The sequence below is a fragment of the Pseudobacillus wudalianchiensis genome, assembly GCF_001685015.1.
Classification (GTDB): domain Bacteria; phylum Bacillota; class Bacilli; order Bacillales; family Domibacillaceae; genus Pseudobacillus; species Pseudobacillus wudalianchiensis.
On record NZ_MAYT01000002.1, the window covers coordinates 1 to 22,705 of the forward strand.

The 22,705-nt window shown below is 41.1% G+C and carries 20 protein-coding genes; 12 read left to right on the forward strand and 8 right to left on the reverse strand.

The window, feature by feature from the left end; translation table 11 throughout:
• Positions 1–244: 244 nt before the first annotated feature.
• The 7 genes from A8F95_RS04485 to dnaA form a co-directional block, all read right to left on the reverse strand.
• A complete protein-coding gene (locus A8F95_RS04485) occupies positions 245–1,318 on the reverse strand; it encodes an HD-GYP domain-containing protein (protein ID WP_218060660.1) in 1,074 nt (357 codons plus the stop codon).
• Between the two features lie 112 nt (positions 1,319–1,430).
• Positions 1,431–3,917: a DNA gyrase subunit A gene (gyrA, locus tag A8F95_RS04490; RefSeq protein ID WP_065409457.1), complete on the reverse strand. Its 2,487-nt coding sequence runs from the start codon at positions 3,915–3,917 to the stop codon at positions 1,431–1,433.
• Positions 3,918–4,057: 140 nt separating this feature from the next.
• Complete coding sequence (gene gyrB, locus A8F95_RS04495) at positions 4,058–5,983, reverse strand: DNA topoisomerase (ATP-hydrolyzing) subunit B (RefSeq protein WP_065409458.1); 1,926 nt, start codon at positions 5,981–5,983, stop codon at positions 4,058–4,060.
• 170 nt (positions 5,984–6,153) lie between these two features.
• On the reverse strand, positions 6,154–7,272 hold the full coding sequence (gene recF, locus A8F95_RS04500) for a DNA replication/repair protein RecF (protein ID WP_065409459.1): 1,119 nt from the start codon (positions 7,270–7,272) through the stop codon (positions 6,154–6,156).
• Positions 7,273–7,292: 20 nt separating this feature from the next.
• Complete coding sequence (yaaA, locus tag A8F95_RS04505) at positions 7,293–7,511, reverse strand: S4 domain-containing protein YaaA (protein WP_065409460.1); 219 nt, start codon at positions 7,509–7,511, stop codon at positions 7,293–7,295.
• Between the two features lie 153 nt (positions 7,512–7,664).
• The gene (gene dnaN, locus A8F95_RS04510) at positions 7,665–8,801 is read right to left on the reverse strand and encodes a DNA polymerase III subunit beta (RefSeq protein WP_065409461.1); all 1,137 of its coding nucleotides are present in this window, start codon (positions 8,799–8,801) and stop codon (positions 7,665–7,667) included.
• A gap of 190 nt (positions 8,802–8,991) precedes the next feature.
• Positions 8,992–10,335 carry a chromosomal replication initiator protein DnaA gene (gene dnaA, locus A8F95_RS04515; RefSeq protein ID WP_049665952.1) on the reverse strand — a complete coding sequence of 448 codons (1,344 nt, stop codon included), beginning with the start codon at positions 10,333–10,335 and terminating at the stop codon, positions 8,992–8,994.
• 607 nt (positions 10,336–10,942) lie between these two features.
• On the opposite strand from dnaA, the gene rpmH reads away from it, so the two are divergent.
• The 11 genes from rpmH (at position 10,943) to A8F95_RS04570 (ending at position 20,972) form a co-directional block, all read left to right on the forward strand.
• Positions 10,943–11,077 (forward strand): 50S ribosomal protein L34, encoded by a 135-nt coding sequence (rpmH, locus tag A8F95_RS04520; RefSeq protein ID WP_049665949.1) that lies wholly within the window; start codon positions 10,943–10,945, stop codon positions 11,075–11,077.
• Between the two features lie 62 nt (positions 11,078–11,139).
• A complete protein-coding gene (rnpA, locus tag A8F95_RS04525) occupies positions 11,140–11,499 on the forward strand; it encodes a ribonuclease P protein component (protein WP_049665947.1) in 360 nt (119 codons plus the stop codon).
• Between the two features lie 93 nt (positions 11,500–11,592).
• Positions 11,593–12,339: a YidC family membrane integrase SpoIIIJ gene (gene spoIIIJ / locus A8F95_RS04530; RefSeq protein WP_095407436.1), complete on the forward strand. Its 747-nt coding sequence runs from the start codon at positions 11,593–11,595 to the stop codon at positions 12,337–12,339.
• Positions 12,340–12,350: 11 nt separating this feature from the next.
• Complete coding sequence (gene jag, locus A8F95_RS04535) at positions 12,351–12,974, forward strand: RNA-binding cell elongation regulator Jag/EloR (RefSeq protein WP_065409463.1); 624 nt, start codon at positions 12,351–12,353, stop codon at positions 12,972–12,974.
• 356 nt (positions 12,975–13,330) lie between these two features.
• Positions 13,331–14,716, forward strand: coding sequence for a tRNA uridine-5-carboxymethylaminomethyl(34) synthesis GTPase MnmE (gene mnmE, locus A8F95_RS04540; protein ID WP_065409464.1), 1,386 nt, complete (start codon positions 13,331–13,333; stop codon positions 14,714–14,716).
• Positions 14,717–14,736: 20 nt separating this feature from the next.
• A complete protein-coding gene (mnmG, locus tag A8F95_RS04545; protein WP_065409465.1) occupies positions 14,737–16,626 on the forward strand; it encodes a tRNA uridine-5-carboxymethylaminomethyl(34) synthesis enzyme MnmG in 1,890 nt (629 codons plus the stop codon).
• A 25-nt stretch (positions 16,627–16,651) separates the two neighbouring features.
• The gene (gene rsmG, locus A8F95_RS04550) at positions 16,652–17,368 is read left to right on the forward strand and encodes a 16S rRNA (guanine(527)-N(7))-methyltransferase RsmG (RefSeq protein ID WP_065409466.1); all 717 of its coding nucleotides are present in this window, start codon (positions 16,652–16,654) and stop codon (positions 17,366–17,368) included.
• Positions 17,369–17,537: 169 nt separating this feature from the next.
• On the forward strand, positions 17,538–18,407 hold the full coding sequence (gene noc / locus A8F95_RS04555) for a nucleoid occlusion protein (RefSeq protein ID WP_065409467.1): 870 nt from the start codon (positions 17,538–17,540) through the stop codon (positions 18,405–18,407).
• Between the two features lie 191 nt (positions 18,408–18,598).
• Positions 18,599–19,360 (forward strand): ParA family protein, encoded by a 762-nt coding sequence (locus A8F95_RS04560; RefSeq protein ID WP_049665930.1) that lies wholly within the window; start codon positions 18,599–18,601, stop codon positions 19,358–19,360.
• Positions 19,353–20,204: a ParB/RepB/Spo0J family partition protein gene (locus A8F95_RS04565; protein ID WP_065409468.1), complete on the forward strand. Its 852-nt coding sequence runs from the start codon at positions 19,353–19,355 to the stop codon at positions 20,202–20,204. The genes A8F95_RS04560 and A8F95_RS04565 overlap by 8 nt, the downstream gene beginning before the upstream one ends.
• Before the next feature lie 63 nt (positions 20,205–20,267).
• On the forward strand, positions 20,268–20,972 hold the full coding sequence (locus tag A8F95_RS04570) for a DUF554 domain-containing protein (RefSeq protein ID WP_065409469.1): 705 nt from the start codon (positions 20,268–20,270) through the stop codon (positions 20,970–20,972).
• Here A8F95_RS04570 and yyaC read toward each other — a convergent pair.
• A complete protein-coding gene (gene yyaC / locus A8F95_RS04575) occupies positions 20,950–21,618 on the reverse strand; it encodes a spore protease YyaC (RefSeq protein WP_065409470.1) in 669 nt (222 codons plus the stop codon). The genes A8F95_RS04570 and yyaC overlap by 23 nt on opposite strands.
• A gap of 171 nt (positions 21,619–21,789) precedes the next feature.
• Here yyaC and A8F95_RS04585 point away from each other — a divergent pair, with 171 nt between their 5' ends.
• Positions 21,790–22,701 carry a mechanosensitive ion channel family protein gene (locus tag A8F95_RS04585; RefSeq protein ID WP_065409472.1) on the forward strand — a complete coding sequence of 304 codons (912 nt, stop codon included), beginning with the start codon at positions 21,790–21,792 and terminating at the stop codon, positions 22,699–22,701.
• The last annotated feature ends 4 nt before the right edge of the window (positions 22,702–22,705 follow it).

The window sequence follows — 22,705 nt, forward strand, 5'->3', positions numbered from 1 at the left end:
GTATTTTGTTCAGTTTTCAATGTTCAATTTAGTGCGTCGCACTCAAGCGACTTTTATAATATATCACCTTTAATTTATTTGGTCAACAGATTTTATTACTTTTTTATAAATTATTTAGTATGAGTTATTTTCCCTTATAGATTCATGGAAAAGTAATATATAGCAAACAGAAATAACCGTTCAAGAGTGCATAAATAGACTAAAAAGCTCTGAAAGATTAGCAATTATCTTTCAGAGCAGTAAATTAAAGAATCTTCTCGATATAAAGATCTCTTCTTTTCTCCAGATCTAAAATTGTATCATCTTTCTGCAATTGCAAAAGCGGCCTCGTTGGATGCTGCTGTTTCATAAAGAGAATAGTTGCTATTTGTCCATCTGACAGCTGGACCGTTGTGCCAGAAGGAAGCTTTGTAAATAAATTCGTTAGTGCTTTAACAGCTGATAAGTCAAACTGACCAAAGAAGTCCTGTCTAAACATCTCCAGCACTTTGAAAATAAGCTGACGATCGCGGTATGGACGTTCCGCTGTCATAGCATGGAAAACATCAGCTAATGCCACAATACGGGAAATTAGCAGTAACTTCTCTGCCTTTACTCCATTTACGTAACCAGATCCATCTAGCCTTTCATGGTGTTGAAAAACCGCTAGTTTTGCCTCCTGTTTTAGCAATTTAATATCCTTTACCATTTTGTAGCTTAAGAAAGGATGGTTATCGACTTCTTTCCTTTCTCCAGCCGTTAATGAGGTTTCTTTTAGTAAAATCCGCGGATTTATTCTGGCCATTCCACAATCAGCCAACGTACCAGCAAGTGCCGATTGAACAACCATTCCTTTTTCGTAATCTAACTGCATGGCGATCATGCCGCTTAATAGCCCGGTGGAAATAGAGTGGTGAGAAATGTAATTGCCTTTCTCTACATAGTTTAAGATTTTCCAAAAAACATCAGGGTTATCGATTGCTTTATCTAACAAAGGTAAAATCATTTCACGAATCTTGACGATATCAACGCCGCCGCCTGCCTGCCATTTCTGAAATTCTTTTTTATGCTCTTCCACGCTTTGAAGGTAGTGCTGGAAAAAGTCTGTTCGTTGACTTGGGATCGGGGTTATCTTATTGCTCTTTTTCTCTTCTGAAGTCTCTGTTTTTACGACAACTTCCGATAGTTGTCCTTCGACAATGGCTACTTCATTCACTAAAAATGCCTCAAGTATTTTAATATGCCAATTTGTTAAAGTAGTCTCTTTTTCCATTAGTGGCACAGGGGACTTTCCTATTACATCATCTAACAGTATGTCCCCCTCTTTTAAATTTTCCACCTTCACGTACATGCGTCTTTTCCCCCAGGTTTTTTACTTATATTCTAACAAATAATGGGTAGATTAGAAATAAAAAAAGCCGGGAGCGCCCGGCTTAGATTACTCTATTTACTTATTCATGATGCTCAATGATTTCCTCATCGGAAACTTCTTCTTCTAATTCCTCTTCCTCTTCTTTAGCTATTTTTGTAACAGTAGCTACCGTTTCTTGATCATGCAGACGGATAAGCCTTACACCTTGAGTGTTTCTTCCAGTAATAGAGATATCATCTACATCCATTCTAATGAGAACACCGCCAACAGTAATCAACATTAAATCTTCTTCCCCATTCACCGTTTTGATGGCGACAAGCGGACCATTTTTGCTTGTAATGTTACATGTCTTCAAGCCCTTACCGCCTCTTGTTTGGATGCGGTACTCTTTTTCCGGCGTCCGTTTTCCGTAGCCGTTCTCCGTCACAATCAGAACATAATCATCTTCCTCAAGCAATTCCATGCCTACTACGCAATCATCAGATGACAATCTAATGCCTCTAACACCGGTAGATACGCGTCCCATTTGACGAACATTTTCTTCCTCAAAACGAATCATCATGCCATCACGGGTTCCGATCACAATGTGCTTATGCCCATCAGTCAATCGAACAGAGATTAACTCATCGTCTTCTCTTAAATTGAGAGCCCGTAACCCATTTGTTCGGATATTCGCAAACTCCTTCAATTGGGTGCGTTTTACAATCCCTGATTTTGTGGCAAAGAATAAAAAGGCATTAGCGTCAAATTGCTCTACGCGAATCATCGCATTAACCCATTCATCTTTTTCTACTTCTAACAAGTTGATCAATGGGATTCCTTTTGCCGTCCGGCTAAACTCAGGAATTTGATACCCTTTCAAGCGATATACCTTCCCTTTATTCGTAAAGAAAAGAATCGTGTCATGGGTAGAAGTTGTCAGCAAATGTTCGACAAAATCATTTTCGTTTGTCCCCATGCCCTGTATGCCGCGTCCTCCGCGTCTTTGACTACGGTAAGTAGACGCAGGCAGACGTTTTATATAACCGTTATGAGTCAGGGTAAGCACGATTTGCTCACGAGGAATCAAGTCTTCATCCATGATATCTTCTACACCAGCATCCATAATTTCAGTGCGGCGTGTATCATTGAACTTCTCTTTGATTTCTAATAACTCTTCACGGATAATCTCTAAGATTTTTTCATCGTCAGCTAAAATAGCTTTTAACTCTCCGATTAATTGAATTAAATTTTGATACTCTTCTTCAATTTTTTCTCTCTCTAATCCAGTTAATCGCTGCAAGCGCATATCAAGAATAGCTTGCGCCTGCTTTTCTGATAGAGAAAATTGTTCCATCAATCCATTTTTAGCGATTTCTGTCGTTTGAGAGCTGCGGATTAAGCTAATAATTTCATCAATATGATCCAGCGCGATTCTTAACCCTTCTAAAATGTGTGCTCTCGCTTCCGCTTTTCTTAATTCGAACTCTGTGCGGCGGCGAATAATAACCCGTTGGTGCTCCAAATAATGATGGAGACACTCTTTTATGCTCAACACACGCGGCTGGCCATCAACGAGCGCCAGCAAGTTGATGCCGAAGCTTGTTTGCATGGCCGTATGCTTATACAGGTTGTTAAGAATAACATTAGCATTCGCATCACGGCGGATTTCCATCACAATCCGCATTCCATTACGGTCTGATTCATCCCGTAAGTCAGTAATGCCATCAATGCGTTTGTCGCGTACGAGCTCAGCAATCTTTTCAATTAATCTCGCTTTGTTTACCTGATAAGGCAGCTCATTGACGATAATGGTTTCTTTGCCGTTCGCCCGTTGTTCAATGTCTACCTTCGCTCTAATAACTAAAGAACCTTTTCCTGTCTCATATGCACGGCGGATTCCGCTTCTTCCCATGATCATACCGCCAGTTGGGAAGTCAGGGCCTGGAATATGTTCCATAATTTCTAATACAGACATTTCTTCATTTTTACTAAAAGCAATTAAGCCATCAATAACTTCCCCAAGCTGATGGGGAGGAATATTCGTCGCCATTCCCACCGCAATACCCGATGTACCATTGATGAGCAAGTTCGGGAAACGGGATGGCAGCACGACAGGCTCTCTTTCTGAACCATCGTAGTTATCTTTATAATCAATCGTATCTTTCGTAATATCGCGCAATAATTCCATGGAGATTTTAGACATACGCGCTTCTGTATAACGCATCGCGGCAGCAGCGTCGCCATCGACCGAACCGAAGTTCCCGTGACCGTCTACAAGCATATAGCGGTAGTTAAAATCCTGCGCCATCCGTACCATCGTTTCATATACAGCAGAGTCGCCATGTGGATGGTACTTACCAATTACTTCCCCGACGATACGGGCAGACTTTTTATACGCTTTATCAGCTGTCATCCCCAAGTCATTCATCGCGTAAAGTATCCGGCGATGAACAGGCTTCAAGCCATCTCTAACGTCCGGAAGTGCCCGAGCTACGATAACACTCATGGCATAATCCAAGAACGATGAGCGCATCTCTTGGCTAAGATTAATTTCTGTTACTCTGGATTGAGGCGTTTCAGCCATGTAAAAGAACCTCCTTTAACGAACTTTTAATATACGAATCATAAAAGAGAACGTTGACCGCTCGAAAAAGACAGACAGGATAGACAAAGATCTATCCTGCTCGTTCTTTTTTCTCTTTTCAGGACCGTTCTTCCTCGAAATTATATGTCTAAGTTTTTCACATAAATGGCATTTTCTTCGATAAACTGACGGCGTGGCTCGACACGATCGCCCATCAGGATTTCGAATGTTTCATCTGCTTCAATCGCATCTTCTAAACTAACCTGAAGCAGTGTTCTCGTATCTGGATTCATCGTTGTCTCCCACAGCTGCTCCGGATTCATTTCTCCAAGCCCTTTATAACGCTGCAGTCCCGGTTTCGCATTCTCTGGAAGGCTCGCTATAACTTCATCCAGCTGGCGGTCGTTGTAGGCATACTCAATCCGCTTTCCTTGCGTTATTTTATATAATGGCGGCTGAGCGATATATACATAGCCCGCTTCAATTAACTGCCGCATGTAACGGAAGAGGAAAGTAAGCATTAGGGTACGAATATGGGCACCATCAACATCGGCATCTGTCATGATGACAAGTTTATGATAACGTGCTTTCGAAATATCAAACTCATCACCGATTCCCGTGCCAAGAGCTGTAATAATCGTCCGAATCTCGTTATTTGATAAAATCTTGTCGAGTCGAGCTTTCTCAACGTTAATAATTTTTCCGCGAAGCGGCAGGATGGCCTGGAAGTGACGGTCACGCCCCTGCTTGGCTGATCCGCCGGCTGAGTCACCCTCTACTACGAACAGTTCACTGATTTCGGGATCACGGGACGAACAATCGGCTAACTTCCCAGGTAAGCTAGATACTTCCAACGCACTCTTTCTGCGCGTTAACTCTCTTGCTTTTTTGGCGGCCATCCGTGCACGGGCAGCCATTAGCCCTTTTTCAACTATTTTTTTGGCAATCGTCGGGTTTTCAAGCATAAAGGTTTCAAACCTGGCAGAGAACACGGCATCGGTAACTGTCCGGGCTTCAGAGTTACCAAGCTTTGTTTTTGTCTGTCCTTCAAATTGGGGATCAGGGTGCTTGATCGAAATGATAGCTGTTAACCCCTCTCTCACGTCTTCCCCTGATAAATTTGTTTCTCCTTCTTTCACTAATCCGTTTTTGCGGGCATAATCATTGATCACACGTGTTAAAGCGGTTTTAAAGCCAGACTCATGTGTTCCACCTTCATACGTGTTAATGTTGTTAGCGAACGAGTACACGTTGCTCGCAAACCCTTCGTTATATTGCAAAGCAATTTCAGCAGAGATGCCATCTCTCGTGCCCTCTACGTAAATCGGTTCGCTATGCACGACTTCTTTCGACCGGTTCAAATGCTCTACGTAAGACTTGATGCCGCCCTCGTAGTAATATTCGTTCATTTTCCCTTCTTCACGGCGGTCTTCAATAATGATTTTGATGCCTCGGTTAAGGAAAGCAAGCTCACGTAAACGGTTAGCCAGCGTATCATATTCATAAACCGTTGTTTCTGTAAAAATTTCCTTATCTGGCTTGAAATGAATAGTCGTTCCTGTGTAATCTGTTTCACCAATAATTTTAAGATCTTCTTGTGGAACTCCGCGTTTGTAGCATTGGTAATAAATATTGTTATTGAGATGAACAAACACTTCAAGTTCTTCGGATAGCGCATTAACAACGGAAGCCCCTACGCCATGAAGACCACCTGAAACTTTATAGCCTCCGCCGCCGAATTTCCCGCCGGCATGCAGCACAGTTAAAATAACCTCTACTGCCGGACGTCCTGTCTGTTCCTGAATACCAACCGGAATTCCACGACCGTTATCTTTTACTGTAATGCTGTTATCCTCTTCAATGATGACCCGAATTTTATCGCAATAGCCGGCTAACGCTTCATCAATACTGTTATCTACAATTTCCCAGACGAGATGGTGAAGACCTTTTCCACTCGTTGAACCAATATACATTCCCGGCCGTTTACGAACGGCTTCTAGACCTTCTAGTACCTGTATTTGGTTTTCATCGTAAGAAGGCTGGTTCGCTGTATTAGGTTGTTCCATAGTCAAATCCGTTCACCTGCTCTTTCTTTAAAAAGTCTGCTGACAACATGTTACCGACAGACTTTTGAAAATAATTTTCATATATTCGTTTTTTCATGTATAAGATAAAAAGAATAAAAACTCTTATTGCTCGGTTATAATAATAGCCAAATCCAATTAGGATCGAACGCTTACTTCACTTGTGAAATGGTTCCATGCTCCACTGCGAACGTAGAGGCTTCCTTCAGGGTCTGATGGTTAATACCTTCTGTGCTCGTCGTTGTGACAAAGGTTTGTACCCTTCCCTGTATCGTATTTAATAAGTGGGACTGGCGATAATCATCCAGCTCAGATAACACATCATCAAGTAAAAGAATGGGATATTCCTTGATTTCAGAATGGATGAGTTCAATTTCTGCCAACTTGACAGATAAAGCTGTTGTCCGCTGTTGACCTTGGGAACCAAATGTTTGCACATTTTTCCCATTAACTTGAAAAATAAGATCATCACGGTGTGGACCAAACATTGTGATCCCCCGCTCGATTTCTTTTTTCTGCTGGATATGAAACTTTTCTTCAAACATATGAATCATTTTAGACGGATCGTCCTCTTCTGATACATTAATAGACGGCTCATATAAAATATTTAACGTTTCTCCCCCGCGCGAAATACCTGAATGAATCGACTGGGCCCAGTTCTGCAACAATTGGATAAAATCAAACCTTTTTTTGACAATTTTCACTGCCAGTTGAATGAGCTGATCTGTAAACACATCCAGCATCGTTAAATCACTTGTCTTCTTCATTTGCAGCTGCTTCAAGTAACGATTCCGCTGTTGGAGCACTTTATAGTACTGACTAATATCATGAAGATAGACAGGAGACACTTGACCAATTTCCATGTCGATAAAGCGCCGTCTCACTTGAGGATTGCCTTTGACAAGGTGAAGATCTTCTGGTGCAAACATGACGACATTCATATTCCCTATATACTGGCTTAGGCGCTGTTGTTCAAGATGGTTGCACTTCGCTTTTTTGCCTTTTTTCGAAATAATCAATTCCAGCGGAACAGATCCTTGCGTTTTTTGCACTCTTCCTTTTATTTTAGCATACTCCGTCTCCCAGCGAATTAAATCTTTATCGTTGGAAGTTCGGTGGGACTTGGCCATGGCTAATACAAAAATGGATTCAATCACATTTGTTTTGCCCTGAGCATTTTCGCCGAGAAAAACATTTACTTTGTTTTCAAATTCAATATTTAAAGAAGCATAATTCCGATAATTTTCCAAAGACAATTCGGTTATGTGCATATGCAAAACATCCTTTTAGTTTATAAACCCACAATTTCAAAACTGCCAGTCCCTGGAATCTCCACCTGATCACCGACACGCAGTTTTCTTCCTCTCCGCTGGTCAAGTTCTCCGTTGATATAAACCTCATGCTCACTTAAGAACCATTTGGCCATACCTCCTGTTTGAATAATATCCGCAAGTTTTAGAAATTGCCCTAAAGGAATGTATTCCGTTTCGATCGTTACTTTTTTATCCATTTATTTTCACTGCTTTCGAGTAAATTCTCTAATACTTTATTTTACTAAATTTTCACCTTTAACACAAAGAAGAAACAATTGAAAGAAGGCTGCACATTCATGAAACAGCCTTTTCTTTCTTATTTTTCCATATTGTTTACGATATAAGGTAAATTAATACGTTCGTACCGGTAAAATAAGCTGCAAAATAGAATCGTCATTTTCAGGACGGATCACAAATGGCCTCATAGCCCCGGTAAATTGAATGTTAATTTCTGTACCCTCTAATACTTTTAAAGCGTCCATCATGTATTTAGCGCTGAAAGAGATTTTAATTTCTTCCCCCTCAATTTCTCCGCTTCTTACTTGCTCTGTTACTTTTCCAATTTCAGGAGAATTGGACGAGATTTCAATCATCTCATTGTCGATCATGGACAATTTAACGACGTTATTACGACCTTCTCTCGCCAATAAAGAAGCCCGATCAATCGCCTGTAAAAATTCTTTCGTGTTTAATTTCAACCTTGTTTTGCTATCAGTTGGAATCAAGCGGCTCGTATCCGGATAGTTCCCTTCTAACAAACGAGAGTAGAATAGCAGATGCTTCGCCCGGAAAAGCACTTGATTATCGGTAATCACTATTTCTACAAGCTCCTGTGTATCATCAAGGATTTTACTTAGTTCGTTCAAGCTTTTTCCTGGAATGACGACGTTGTACTCTGCATTTGCCTCTGTTTCTACCGTTGCTTTTCTCCAAGCAAGCCGGTGGCTGTCAGTAGCGATGCAGAAAAGCTGTCCTTCTTCCATTCTCCAGTTGACACCTGTCAAGATTGGCCGTGTTTCTGAGGTGGACACTGCAAAGACAGTTTGTCTAATTAAAGCTTTAAGCAAATCTGTTGGCAATTTAAACACTTCACCCTCTTCAATTTGCGGCAAATGAGGATATTCATCTGGATCAAGTCCATTTAAGCTAAACTCAGCTTGGCCGGAACGAATGACTGTTTGGAAAGACGAAACTACTTCGATTTCTGCTTTTTCGGAAGGCAGTTTTTTTACAATCTCGTTAAAAAAGCGTGCGTTTAACACAATGGAGCCTGTTTGTTGAACTTCTACGATGATTTTTCCTTCTTCTTCTTTCGGGATAAAGGATTCAATTGAAATATCGGAATCACTTCCAGTTAATTTGATCCCTTCTTCTGTCGCATCAATTTTGACCCCCGTTAAAATCGGTATCGTTGTTCTGGAGCTAATGGCCTTTAAAACATCTTGCACGCTTTGAGCAAAGCGATCTTTCTGAATCGAAAACTTCATTTTTTTCTCCTTCCATTATTCGAGCATAATATTTATAGCTGCTGCATATAATAATAACTTTATATTTTAAAAAATAATAGTAATAGTACTAGGGCTTGTGAATATGTGGATAACCTAAAAAACAAACGTAAGAACAGTCTATCCACATGTGGACAGACTGTTTGTAACCTATAAAGAGTTATGCACACTATTAAGAATGTAAAATACTTTGTATTTCTTTTACTTTCGACTGCAGCTGGCTATCTGTGTCCAGCAGCTTTGAAATTTTTTCGTGGGCATGAATGACAGTCGTATGGTCACGTCCTCCGAATTCTTCCCCAATCTTAGGGAGGGAAAAATCGGTCAGCTCGCGTGATAGATACATAGCGATTTGCCGTGGGAAAGCAATGGATTTTGTCCGTTTTTTTGCTTTAAAGTCTTCAAGCTTCACGTTATATTGCTCGCCGACTACCTTTTGGATCTCCTGGATCGTAATCACCTTTGGTTTTGAGCTAGGAATAATGTCTTTTAGCGCTTCTGCTGCAAGGTCGGCGTTAATGTCTTTATTAATAAGTGAAGAATAGGCGACGACACGAATGAGTGCGCCTTCTAATTCCCGGATATTTGTATCAATTTGGTTTGCGATATAAAGCATGACCTCATTCGGAATATCAAGGTTGTCTGCTTTCGCCTTTTTACGTAAAATCGCAATTCTCGTTTCCAGATCGGGAGGCGTAATATCTGTAATCAATCCCCATTCAAAACGCGAACGCAGCCGGTCCTCAAGCGTTGGAATTTCTTTAGGAGGACGGTCGCTGGAAATGATAATTTGCTTGCTTTCTTCATGAAGTGTATTGAATGTATGGAAAAATTCTTCTTGTGTTGATTCTTTTCCAGCAAGAAATTGAATATCATCTATTAGCAATATATCTACATTACGGTAGCGGTTTCTAAATTCCACTGCTTTGTTATCCCTGATGGAATTAATAAATTCGTTTGTAAATTTTTCAGAGGACAAATAAACAACTTTCGCATCAGGATTATGCTCAAGTACATAATGGCCGATCGCATGCATCAAGTGCGTTTTACCTAGTCCTACTCCTCCATAAATGAATAATGGGTTATAAGCTTTTGCCGGCGCTTCAGCAACTGCAAGAGAAGCTGCATGGGCAAAACGGTTGCCAGAGCCAATGACAAATGTGTCAAACGTGTATTTAGGATTGAGCATGCTTTGTGGAAAGTCATGCGTATCTTCTTTCTTTTTTCGTTTGTTTGGCATCGGCATTTCATACTCTTCGGATGCCTGATTTTCAGGAATAATAAACCTCACAGACAGCGTTTCGCCTGTAATTTCACCAAGAACTCCCGAAATTAACTGAGAATAATGCCCTTCAAGCCAGTCGCGTGCAAAATCGTTTGGAGCAGAAATCGTAATAGAATTGCCCTGTAAAGAATGGGCTTTTGTCGACTTTAGCCATGTATCAAAGCTGGGTTTACTTATCTTTTTTTCTATGTGTTCCAGCGCTTTATTCCACAGATCATCGATATTTTCCATAAGGCCCCCTCCTCCTAATCAAAATTTTGTTTGTTATATAACAGCTTTTCGTTTGAATTTATATTTATGCAATTGAATGATTGTGGTTAAATATATAAATAAGAGAAAAATAGTTTTTCGACATTGTTAACAGCTTGTGGACATTTTTATACAAAGAGGTTGAATAACTTATCAACATCTTATTAACAATTGTGGATAAGTTAAGCTTTTGAAATACTTATTCAGAGTGAAAACAAAGTAATGATAGCAGAAAAAGTACTTTCGTGCAATGCTCTATAAAATTTATCCACAACTGCTACACCCTGTGCAAAAAAACTTTTCCACAAGGGGGTATTTGTGTAAAAGTTGTCAGTAACGTCTGTGTATAAGAAAAAAACTGTCGAAATTTATCCACAGCTGTTTGGAAAGCTGATGTGAACTTATGGACAAGACAGCTGTTTCACTGGAACGATCTATATGTATAGAGTGTCAAAAAGGGTCTCTTTCAGGAGGAAAGCAAATTTTCTTGCTTTTTGTTTGGGTATTGACAGGAAAAGAGTTCGTCTTTATAATCAAAAAGACTGTCTTTAACGTTAAATTTTCCATTCCTTCAGGGAGGTGTTTTATAATGAAAAGAACTTACCAACCAAATAAGCGTAAAAGAAGTAAAGTTCATGGGTTCCGCAGCCGTATGAGCTCTAAAAACGGCCGTCGTGTTCTAGCTCGTCGTCGTGCTAAAGGAAGAAAAGTATTATCTGCATAAGCCACTGAAAAATCTCAGTGGTCTTTTTTTTAGAAAAAATGACGAAGAGAAGGTGATGGACTATGAAAAAAACGTTCCGCATAAAAAAAGACAGTGAGTTTCAATCAGTTTTCAAAGGCGGAAAGTCTTTTGCCAATCGTCAATTTGTTGTATATATGTACAAAAACGAGTTAAATGTTCCTTTTCGGATCGGGCTGTCTGTCAGTAAAAAGGTCGGAAATGCGGTTACACGCAACCGTATTAAGCGATATGTCAGACAAAGCTTTACTGAATTAAAAGCAGAGATTCTGCCGGGACACGATTTTATTGTCATCGCCCGCAAGCCAGCAGCTGATATGGATGGTCACGAAGTAAAGAAAAGTCTCATTCATGTGCTAAAGCGGGCGAAGGCATTAAACAAAAGTGCATACAAACCTGATTAAACATCATTACAAAATAAAATAAATAAGGCGGCCCTCTTGAAAAGGCGGCCGCACTAGAGGATTGACAGGGGGAATGGGCGTTTGAATAGGAAGATGATCACTTTGCTTCTTTTAGCAGTGACCACCGTACTGCTTGCCGGCTGTACAGAAGTAAATAAAGAAATCACGCCGGACAGCAAAGGTTTTTGGAATGAGTTTGTCGTATACCCGCTTTCAGTCGTTATTACGAAAACGGCTGAAGCAGTAGGCAGCTATGGCTGGTCGATTGTGATCGTTACGATCATTATTCGGTTAATTATTTTGCCATTAATGATCAAACAAACAAAGAACACAAAAGCAATGCAAATGCTGCAGCCTGAAATGCAAAAGATTAAAGAAAAATACAAGTCAAAAGATGCTGTTACTCAGCAAAAAATGCAGCAGGAAACGATGGCACTTTTTCAAAAGCATGGCGTTAATCCGCTTGCCGGTTGTTTTCCGCTCATCATCCAAATGCCGATTATCTTCGGGTTTTACCAAGCGATTATGCGAACAGAAGCGATTAAGCAGGATAATTTTCTGTGGTTTGACCTAGGTTCTCCGGATCCATTTTTCGTTCTTCCATTAGTAGCAGGGATTACGACTTTCCTGCAGCAAAAATTAATGATGGCGGGAACGATGAATCAAAATCCACAAATGGCGATGATGCTATGGCTGATGCCGATTATGATTATTGTATTTGCTGTGAACTTGCCGGCCGCTCTGTCCTTATACTGGGTAGTAGGGAACATTTTTATGATCATCCAAACATTGATCATTAATCGACCTGATGCTAGCAAGACCACTTCAGTTAATAACTAGGAGGGGGATGGATGAAAGAGATTACGGCTGTCGGACAAACTGTTGAAGAAGCTCTTCAATCTGCTTTAAAGCAATTGAAAGCAACTGAAGAGCAAGTAGAAATTGACATTTTGGACGAAGGAAAAAAAGGATTGTTCGGTCTGTTTGGCCAGCGTCCTGCGTCTATAAGAGTAAGGCGCAAAGCAGATCCAATCGATGAGGCGAAAAGTTATATTTTATCTATCGCTGCTCATTTAGGCGTACATCCAGACATCCACGTAGAAAAGCAAGGAAAGCAGGTTACGTTTTCGCTCTCTGGAGAGAAAATGGCTTTGTTAATCGGCAAAAGAGGACAAACATTAAATTCCTTGCAGCAGCTCACTCAGCTCGTCATCAATCGGCATTCAAACGACTTTATACATTTTAAATTAGATGCTGGCAATTACCGGAAAAAGAGAGAAGAAACGCTTACTGCCTTGGCAAAGCGGATGGCTAAAAAAGCGGAAACGACAAGGAAACCAGTTCGTCTTGAGCCGCTGCCGGCTGCAGAGAGAAAAGTTATTCACGCTGCACTCGCCGCTAATCGCCAGGTCCGCACATTTTCCGAAGGCACTGAGCCAAATCGCTACACAGTGATTGCCCCTAGAAACAAATAAAAGGCCTTCCTGGGAAGTTCTTTCTTTTACTAAAGAAAGAATGACCGGGAAAGCCTTTTTTATTATGATGATAAAATCGTCATCTGTGGATAAACTAGTTAGCAAGCAAAGCGAATAAGCTTTTTCCATTTGTTTCTTTAATTTTACTATTTTATTACTTTAAATTCCATAAATGAGACTGCGTAGTTATTGTTATCCACACGTGAATAAGTTAAAATAGATAAGGTTGAAAGAAGGCTGTGGACAATCCAGCCTTCTTTTTAAATCGTCTGACTTGTGTTAACCTAATGGTTTGAGAATAAACATTTTTGACTTTATTTATAGATTTGATTTCAAAAAAGGAAGAGGTGAGAAGATTGGAACTAGATACAATTGCTGCCATTTCGACACCGATGGGAGAAGGGGCGATTGCGATTGTTCGTTTAAGTGGTGAAGAAGCGGTAGAGATTGCCGACCGTGTTTTCCGAAGCCCATCGAAGAAATCGTTAACCGAGGTAGCCAGCCATACGATACATTATGGACATTTAATTGACCCGAAAACAGGACAAGTAGTAGAAGAAGTTATGCTTTCGCTTATGAGAGGGCCCAAAACTTTTACACGAGAAGATGTAGTTGAAATTAACTGCCACGGGGGCATTGTTTCTGTTAATCGTGTACTTCAACTCGTTTTAAATGAAGGAGCCCGTCTTGCCGAACCAGGAGAATTTACGAAAAGAGCCTTTTTAAATGGCCGGATTGATTTATCGCAGGCGGAAGCGGTTATGGACTTGATTCGTGCGAAAACGGATAAGGCGATGAATGTAGCGCTCAATCAGATGGAAGGCCGTCTTTCTAAACTGATCCGCAAGCTTCGTCAAGAAATCTTAGAAACGCTTGCTCATATTGAAGTAAATATTGACTATCCTGAATATGACGACGTGGAAGAAATGACACATCAAGTTCTTTTAGAAAAAGCAGCGTTTGTTCAAAAAGAAATAGAAAAGCTTTTGCGGACATCCGAACAAGGAAAAATCTTACGCGAAGGGCTATCAACTGTTATTATTGGTCGTCCAAACGTTGGAAAATCTTCTTTACTGAATGCACTTGTACAGGAGAATAAAGCCATTGTAACGGATATTCCCGGAACGACACGCGATGTCATTGAGGAATATGTAAATGTGCGTGGAGTGCCGCTCCGTCTCGTGGATACAGCAGGAATCCGTGAAACAGAAGACATCGTTGAACGGATTGGTGTGGAAAGATCCCGCCAAGTGTTAAAAGAGGCTGATTTAATTTTACTTGTATTGAATTACTCTGATGAACTGACAGCAGAGGATGAGAAATTATTTGAAGCAACAGCAGGCATGGATGTGATTGTGATTGTAAACAAAACGGATTTGCCTCAGAAAATTGATATGGACCGCGTGAAAGAGTTGGCAAGAGGAAAGCAGCTTGTAACAACTTCTTTACTAGAGGAAAAGGGAATTGATGAGCTGGAAGAAGCCATTGCTTCCTTGTTCTTCTCCGGCTCCATTGAAGCGGGGGATATGACGTATGTTTCCAATTCCCGCCATATTGCTTTGCTTCACCAAGCGCTGACAGCTATTACCGATGCAATTGAAAACACCCAGTCGGGAACACCGATTGATATTATTCAAATCGATTTAACGAGAACGTGGGAGCTATTAGGAGAGATCATTGGTGAAAGTGTCCATGATAGCTTAATCGATCAGTTATTCTCACAATTCTGTCTTGGAAAATAATGAAATAAGGAGGAAAAAACATGCTACAATATGAAGCTGGCCAATACGATGTTGTCGTCGTAGGTGCAGGACATGCTGGCGTGGAAGCGGGTCTGGCATCTGCCCGGACAGGAGCGAAGACGTTAATGATTACCATTAACCTCGACATGATTGCGTACATGCCATGTAATCCATCCATTGGCGGTCCGGCTAAAGGGATTGTTGTGCGGGAAATCGATGCTCTTGGCGGTGAAATTGGCAAGAACATCGACAAAACACATATTCAAATGCGCATGCTGAACACAGGAAAAGGTCCAGCCGTGCGAGCCTTAAGAGCACAAGCAGACAAAGTGCTATATCAACAAGAAATGAAAAAGACAATCGAAAATCAAGAGAATTTAACACTCATCCAAGGAATGGTTGAGGATCTGATTGTGGAAGACGGAGAATGTCGTGGGGTTGTCACGCAAACTGGGGCAGTGTATCGCTCGCAGTCGGTTATTATTACAACTGGAACGTTTTTACGCGGTGAAATTATCATTGGCGATTTAAAATATTCCAGCGGCCCGAACAATCAGCAGCCATCTATCCGTTTATCTGAAAGCTTAGAGAAGCTTGGCTTCGATTTAGTTCGTTTCAAAACAGGTACCCCACCGCGCGTGAACAGCCGGACGATTGACTACAGCAAAACAGAAATTCAGCCTGGTGATGAAGAACCGCGGGCTTTCAGTTACGAAACAACAAAATTTATTACAGACCAGCTGCCTTGCTGGCTTACTTATACGAACGAAGAAACACATAGTATTATCAATGAAAACCTTCATCGCTCTCCAATGTTTTCCGGAGTGATTAAAGGGAAAGGCCCGCGTTATTGCCCATCTATTGAAGACAAGATCGTTCGCTTTAATGACAAGCCGCGCCATCAAATCTTCTTAGAGCCAGAAGGCCGCAATACGGAAGAAGTGTACGTACAGGGCTTGTCTTCCAGCTTGCCTGAGGATGTTCAATATCGGATGCTGAAAACTATCCCGGGACTTGAAAAAGCTCAGCTAATGCGTGCCGGCTATGCGATTGAGTATGATGCCATTGTGCCGACACAATTATGGCCGACGCTCGAAACGAAAAAAGTAAAAAATCTATATACAGCTGGTCAAATTAATGGAACTTCCGGTTATGAGGAAGCGGCTGCTCAAGGAATGATGGCAGGAATTAATGCTGCTTGTCGTATTCTTGGCAAAGAAGAAGTGATTTTGAGCCGTTCAGATGCCTATATCGGCGTATTGATCGATGATCTTGTGACAAAGGGAACGAGCGAGCCCTACCGTCTGCTTACTTCGCGCGCAGAATATCGTCTCCTTCTTCGCCATGACAACGCTGATTTGCGTTTGACGGAAATTGGTTATCGAATCGGCTTGATTTCCCAAGAACGATATGAGCGTTTCTTAGCGAAGAAAGAAGCTATTGCCGGGGAAATAGACCGTTTGAAATCGATTATTATTAAGCCTAATGAAGAAACACAAACAATCATCCGTGAAGCTGGCGGCAGCGAGTTAAAGGATGGCATCCGGGCTACTGACCTCTTAAAACGTCCGGAAATGCATTACCACCACTTAAAACAACTTGTTCCTGCTTCTCAAGCTCTTGAGGCTGAAATAGAAGAACAAGTAGAAATTCAAATTAAATATGAAGGATACATTGAAAAATCCCTTCAACAAGTGGAAAAGCTAAAGAAAATGGAAAACAAAAAAATACCGGAAAATATTGATTACGATGCGATCAATGGTCTCGCTACAGAGGCACGTCATAATTTGAAAGAAGTAAGACCGCTTTCGATTGCTCAAGCCTCCCGGATTTCAGGTGTTAACCCTGCTGACATTTCCATTTTGCTTGTTTATATTGAACAAGGACGTATTGCCCGTACCGCTAATTAAGTGCAGTTGAAGGGATGGTAGCCAAGTGAATAAAGAACAATTTCGGCAACAGCTTGCAGAAAAAGGGATTCAGCTTTCTTCTTTGCAGCTTGAGCAATTTGATTTGTACTATCAATTGCTCGTTGAGTGGAACGAGAAGATGAATTTAACTGCGATTACAGACGAAGAAGAAGTGTATTTGAAGCACTTCTATGATTCGCTTTCTGCAGCGTTTTACTTTGACTTTTCTGGCAGCCCTGCTATTTGTGATGTTGGAGCAGGGGCCGGATTTCCAAGCATTCCGTTAAAGATTGCTTTTCCAGACATTCAAGTCACAATCGTTGATTCACTCAATAAACGAATCGGTTTTTTGAATCATTTAGCTGATCAGCTGCAATTAAAGGACGTGCATTTTTATCACGACCGTGCTGAAACCTTTGGAAGACTGCCTGATCATAGAGAACAATACGATGTGGTGATGGCCCGTGCCGTTGCCCGCATGTCGGTGTTAAGTGAATTGTGCTTGCCGCTCGCAAAAGTAGGCGGAGTCTTTTTAGCGATGAAAGCAGCCAGTGCTCAAGAGGAACTAAAAAACAGCCACAAAGCACTTACGATACTTGGAGGCCGCTTGCGGGAAGAGCATTCGTTTTTGCTCCCTGTTGAAGAGAGTGAGCGGACTATTATGGTGATTGATAAAACAAAAGCAACACCGAAGAAGTACCCAAGAAAGCCAGGAACGCCAAATAAGTCACCAATTGAGTAACGTTCAGACTGCTAGTCTATAAAGTATTGTCTGCATTTTGAAGTTATCCACTTGTGGATAACTTCACTTTTTTGAGATTCAGTAAAAAAGCAGTTCCAAGAAGAAGGAACAAGAAGGTAAAAGAGAGAATAGGTATTAAAGGGAGTCCGTTAAAGGTGGTGTAGGGATCATGAAGCGTCATTTCTCTCGTTTTTTTAATATGGGGGAAAAAGCAGCAGAAGAGCAGCCAAGAGAAATAGCGTTAGTAGAAGAATCAGCAGCGGAGAGAGAGGCAGTTAAACAAATCCCGGTGTCCTTAATTATGCCGAACCGCTTCCAGCCAAGAACGATTTTTGACGATGGAAAGATAGAAGAGCTGGCTAGAACTATCCATATTCACGGTATCATTCAACCGATTGTTGTCCGGGAAACAGAAGACGGAAAATATGAGTTGATTGCCGGTGAGCGTCGGTGGCGAGCAGTTCAAACCTTAAAATGGGAAACTGTTCCAGCCATTATTAATAATTTAACTGATACCGAGACTGCTTCGGTTGCTTTAATAGAAAACTTACAAAGAGAAGAGTTATCGCCAATTGAAGAAGCGATTGCTTATGGCAAATTGCTTGAGCTTCATGGGCTGACTCAAGAAGCGCTTGCCCAGCGCCTCGGAAAAGGACAATCAACTGTAGCCAATAAACTGCGGCTATTAAAGCTGCCACAAGAGATTCAAGACGCTTTAGCACAAAAGAAAATCACGGAGCGCCATGCAAGAGCACTGATTCCATTAAAAAATCCGGAAAAACAAGTGCAAGTCATGAACGAGATTATTGAAAAACAGTTAAACGTCAAACAAACCGAGGACCGGGTTATTCAACTGCTTGACACACCAAAGCAAAAGGCAAAACCCCGCCGTAAAGCTTTTAGCAAAGATGTCAGAATAGCGGTGAACACGATTCGGCAGTCTTTATCCATGGTCAGTGACAATGGGATTGACCTAAAATCCCAGGAAGAAGAATTTGATGATTTTTATCAGATTACAATTAAAATACCGAAAAAATAGGAAAGTGAGAAACCGAATGATGGTTTCTCGCTTTTTTGCTATACAAAAAATGTTAAAATCGAATAGTCAACAGGAACATATTTAGTCAGAAGAGTAAAAAAGTATTTTAAGCAGGAGTGATAACTGAAGGGCTATTTTTGTTAAAATAGAAATATATACATTACTAGGATAGAAGAAAGCAGGTGGGCCGGATGGGAAAAGTCATTGCGATAGCGAACCAAAAAGGAGGAGTGGGAAAAACAACTACTTCTGTTAACCTCGGAGCTTGTTTAGCTTCTTTAGATAAAAAAGTGCTTTTGATTGATATTGACCCTCAAGGAAACGCAACGAGCGGTACCGGAATTGAAAAGGGTGATGTGGATCAATGTATGTACGATGTATTAGTAGACGATACCGACATGGTGGACATTATTAAACCTGCTGCTACGGAAAATTTGTTTGTTGCACCGGCAACCATTTCATTGGCAGGAGCAGACATTGAACTCGTGCCGACTATTTCCAGGGAATTACGGTTAAAAAGAGCGCTTGAAGAGGTACGCGACAACTTTGATTATATTTTAATCGATTGTCCCCCGTCTCTTGGGTTATTAACTGTGAACGCTTTAACAGCGGCTGATTCCGTGATTATCCCTGTACAATGTGAGTATTACGCTCTTGAAGGATTAAGTCAGCTGCTTAATACCGTACGCCTCGTACAGAAACATTTAAATACGGAACTAATGATTGAAGGCGTCCTGCTTACGATGCTCGATGCCCGTACAAATCTTGGAATACAAGTCATTGAGGAAGTAAAAAAGTATTTCCAAGATAAAGTCTATCAAACGATTATCCCAAGAAATATTCGACTCAGCGAAGCACCTAGTCATGGCAAACCGATTATTTTATATGATCCGCGCTCAAAAGGAGCCGAGATGTATTTAGATTTTGCAAAGGAGGTGGCCGCCCATGGCTAAAGGGCTGGGAAGAGGCATTAATGCTATTTTCAAAGACCTTGAGTTAGAAAATGAAGAAGCAGTAAAAGAGATCAAATTAAAGGAATTGCGGCCTAATCCTTATCAACCGCGCAAAATTTTCAACGAGGAAACGATTAATGAATTAAAAGAATCGATTAAAGAGTACGGAATCCTGCAACCGATCATTGCCCGTAAAAGCATTAAAGGCTATGAAATTGTAGTAGGAGAAAGGCGTTATCGGGCAGCAAAGGCAGCAAAGCTTGAGAAAGTACCTGTCGTTGTCCGCAAGCTGTCTGATGAACAGATGATGGAGATGGCCCTTCTTGAAAACCTGCAGAGAGAGGATTTAACGGTTTTAGAAGAAGCGGCAGCATATCAAACCCTTATTGAAAAATTAAATCTGACTCAGGAAGAATTAGCCGTGAAAATGGGAAAGAGCCGCTCTCACATTGCTAATCACCTGCGCCTGCTATCTTTGCCGCATGAGGTCCAGCAACTAGTAACAGAAGGAAAGTTAACGATGGGGCATGGCCGGGCACTTCTAGGATTAAAGAGAAAAGAACAGACTATAGAGACGGCGAAGAAAACAGTAGCAGAGGGATTAAACGTCAGACAGCTGGAAAAATGGATTCAGCAGTTGAACAACGATGTTTCACGTGAAACATCCGAACCGAAAAGAACCAAGGATTTATTTTTAAAAGAACGTGAGGATGCTTTAAGAGAGCAGTTCGGCACGTCCGTTCACATTAAACAGGCAAAAGATAAGCAAAAAGGGAAAATTGAAATTGAATTTTTATCGGTAGAAGATTTAAACAGAATACTTGATTTATTAAAAAAGGATTAATCAGGGAGCTGTCGGATACCGTCAGCTCCTTTTATGGTTAAGAAGTTAAAGGGGAAAAGGACAATGGTATTGTATGGATCAATTGTAAATGGACTGACCATTATTTTGGGAGCTCTATTAGGCAAGTGGTTGAATCGTATTCCAGAAGGGATAAAAGGAACCGTTATGCAGGCGATCGGATTGGCGGTTGTCGTACTTGGATTGCAAATGGGGTTAAAAAGTGAAAACTTTTTAACGGTCATTATTAGTCTCGTTGTTGGGGCAGCCATTGGAGAAATGTTAATGCTAGATGAAAGGCTGAACCAGCTTGGTATGTGGCTAGAAAAGAAGATTGGCAAAGAAACAGACGAAACGAGTATTTCACAAGGCTTCGTGACAGCAACCTTAATTTTCGTTATCGGAGCAATGGGCATTATTGGCGCTCTTGACAGTGGCATCCGTGGCAATCATGAAGTCCTGTTAACAAAAGCGATCATTGACGGTGTTACTGCCTTGATCTTAACGACTACTTTAGGGATTGGTGTGATCTTTTCTGCTGTTCCAGTCATTCTTTATCAAGGAACGATTGCTTTGTTCGCTACTCAAATTGATCGGTTTGTACCACAAGGATGGATGGACGCCTTTATTGTGGAAATGACAGCAGCTGGCGGCATTATGATCATGGCCATTGGTCTAAATCTGCTGGGCTTGACGAAAGTGAGAGTAGCCAATCTACTGCCAAGCCTTTTGATTGTTGGTGTTATTATTACGATTCAATATCTTTTTTAAACAAGTGTTTAGAATACATAGCGGCCTGTTGTGTAAGGTGAGAGTCTGGATAGATCATATTTTCCTTCAAGAGCGTAGAGGCTGAGTAACGAAGGGCTGCTTTTGTAATTCCTTCTGTGATGACCCGAGCCATGCTCATAACAAGATGCAAACGTGTGTTTTGTAATACAAAAAATTCCATAAATCCGCTAATGTTAACGACACCGGTTATATGCGCATCCCCAACGGCTGGCAGTTGTTTGTTGACACCGGCTCCTGGTTTAACGGGACCTTTGCCAACTTGGATATTTCCGACACTTTTTAATCTTCCTAGACAAGCATCTGCGCCAATGATAAACGGACGGTTGTGTTCTTTTTCAATAAGAGCCAGTTTTTCTACAAGATTTACAGCATGAACAGGGTTTTCCAGTGTGCCATACGTATGGAAAACGCCTAATTCTTTTTCTTCAAGCAATGTGCCGATAAGCGGGCCAAGAGCATCTCCGGTAGAGCGATCGGTCCCAATAAAAGTAAAGACAACCGGACAGCTTCCCGGAGGCGGCAGTAGTGCTAACAAGTGATCAGCGAATGTGGAAGCCGCCTGCTGCTCTTCATAATGAACACTGTATGAATCAGGTTTTCGGTCAAACAAATTTTTTAGATTCATATGCTACCTCCTGCTGGATAATAGTAAAAGTATACGGATTTTTTGGTAATTCTATACATGCTGTTGAGAAAAAGAAAAAGTTTCTCTTAGATGGGCTTAGCTACAAATTTTTCGCTATTCTTGTTAAAATGAAAATTGTCCTTCAAGCAGAGACCGTAAAGGAGGAATTTCATGTCTACATTCCGCAGCAATATGCTTGATAGTATGTGGAATACATTAACAAGCGAAGAAACGTGGTTTGCAATTGGGAAAGGGACATTCAAAATTATCGTAACGATGATTTTAGCCGCTATTGTCGTAAAAGTAGCAAAAGCCGCTGTCCGTAACTTTTTCCACTTGCGTTCAAAGGCCCCTCTAAGATATTCGGAACGACGAGAAACCACTTTATTGAAATTAATGGAAAATGTGATTTCTTATGTCGTGTATTTTGTAGCAATACTTAATATATTGTCTATTTTAAATTTTAATGTGAAAGGGCTAATTGCAGGAGCCGGGGTCTTGGGGCTAGCAGTTGGTTTTGGCGCTCAGAACCTTGTGCGTGATGTAATTAGCGGATTTTTTATTATTTTTGAAGATCAATTCTCAGTAGGAGATTTTGTTCGCATCGGCAATTTTGAGGGCACTGTTCAGGAAATTGGCCTCCGAACGACAAAAATTAAACAATGGACAGGAGAACTCCATATTTTGCCGAATGGTTCCATTACAGAAGTGACCAACTTCTCTATCCATAACAGTATGGCTGTAGTAGATGTAAGCATTGCTTATGAGGAGAACATTGAAGAAGCAGAAAAAGCTCTCGAAGAATTATTAGGGACACTGCAGGATAAGTACGAAGAAATTGTTGCACCGCCAACTTTACTAGGTGTACAAAATTTGGCTGCTTCAGATGTCATCTTAAGGATTGCAGCAGAAACAACCCCAATGAATCATTGGTACATCGCTCGGATGATCCGTAAAGAAGTGAAATTGTGTCTTGACGAAAATGGAATCGAAATACCATTCCCACGGCTTGTGATGTACTCTCGCTCTGAACAGGAAGAAGCAGTGGCACACAAGAAGAATGAAAACGTAAGCAGGGGGTGAAGAG

Bases quoted from the DNA above. Each gene is read 5' to 3' on its own strand.
- gyrA (WP_065409457.1), bottom strand. From the start codon at position 3,917: ATGGCTGAAACGCCTCAATCCAGAGTAACAGAAATTAATCTTAGCCAA.
- gyrB (WP_065409458.1), bottom strand. From the start codon at position 5,983: ATGGAACAACCTAATACAGCGAACCAGCCTTCTTACGATGAAAACCAA.
- recF (WP_065409459.1), bottom strand. From the start codon at position 7,272: ATGCACATAACCGAATTGTCTTTGGAAAATTATCGGAATTATGCTTCT.
- yaaA (WP_065409460.1), bottom strand. From the start codon at position 7,511: ATGGATAAAAAAGTAACGATCGAAACGGAATACATTCCTTTAGGGCAA.
- dnaN (WP_065409461.1), bottom strand. From the start codon at position 8,801: ATGAAGTTTTCGATTCAGAAAGATCGCTTTGCTCAAAGCGTGCAAGAT.
- dnaA (WP_049665952.1), bottom strand. From the start codon at position 10,335: ATGGAAAATATCGATGATCTGTGGAATAAAGCGCTGGAACACATAGAA.
- rpmH (WP_049665949.1), top strand. From the start codon at position 10,943: ATGAAAAGAACTTACCAACCAAATAAGCGTAAAAGAAGTAAAGTTCAT.
- rnpA (WP_049665947.1), top strand. From the start codon at position 11,140: ATGAAAAAAACGTTCCGCATAAAAAAAGACAGTGAGTTTCAATCAGTT.
- spoIIIJ (WP_095407436.1), top strand. From the start codon at position 11,593: ATGATCACTTTGCTTCTTTTAGCAGTGACCACCGTACTGCTTGCCGGC.
- jag (WP_065409463.1), top strand. From the start codon at position 12,351: ATGAAAGAGATTACGGCTGTCGGACAAACTGTTGAAGAAGCTCTTCAA.
- mnmG (WP_065409465.1), top strand. From the start codon at position 14,737: ATGCTACAATATGAAGCTGGCCAATACGATGTTGTCGTCGTAGGTGCA.
- noc (WP_065409467.1), top strand. From the start codon at position 17,538: ATGAAGCGTCATTTCTCTCGTTTTTTTAATATGGGGGAAAAAGCAGCA.
- A8F95_RS04560 (WP_049665930.1), top strand. From the start codon at position 18,599: ATGGGAAAAGTCATTGCGATAGCGAACCAAAAAGGAGGAGTGGGAAAA.
- A8F95_RS04565 (WP_065409468.1), top strand. From the start codon at position 19,353: ATGGCTAAAGGGCTGGGAAGAGGCATTAATGCTATTTTCAAAGACCTT.
- A8F95_RS04570 (WP_065409469.1), top strand. From the start codon at position 20,268: ATGGTATTGTATGGATCAATTGTAAATGGACTGACCATTATTTTGGGA.
- yyaC (WP_065409470.1), bottom strand. From the start codon at position 21,618: ATGAATCTAAAAAATTTGTTTGACCGAAAACCTGATTCATACAGTGTT.
- A8F95_RS04585 (WP_065409472.1), top strand. From the start codon at position 21,790: ATGTCTACATTCCGCAGCAATATGCTTGATAGTATGTGGAATACATTA.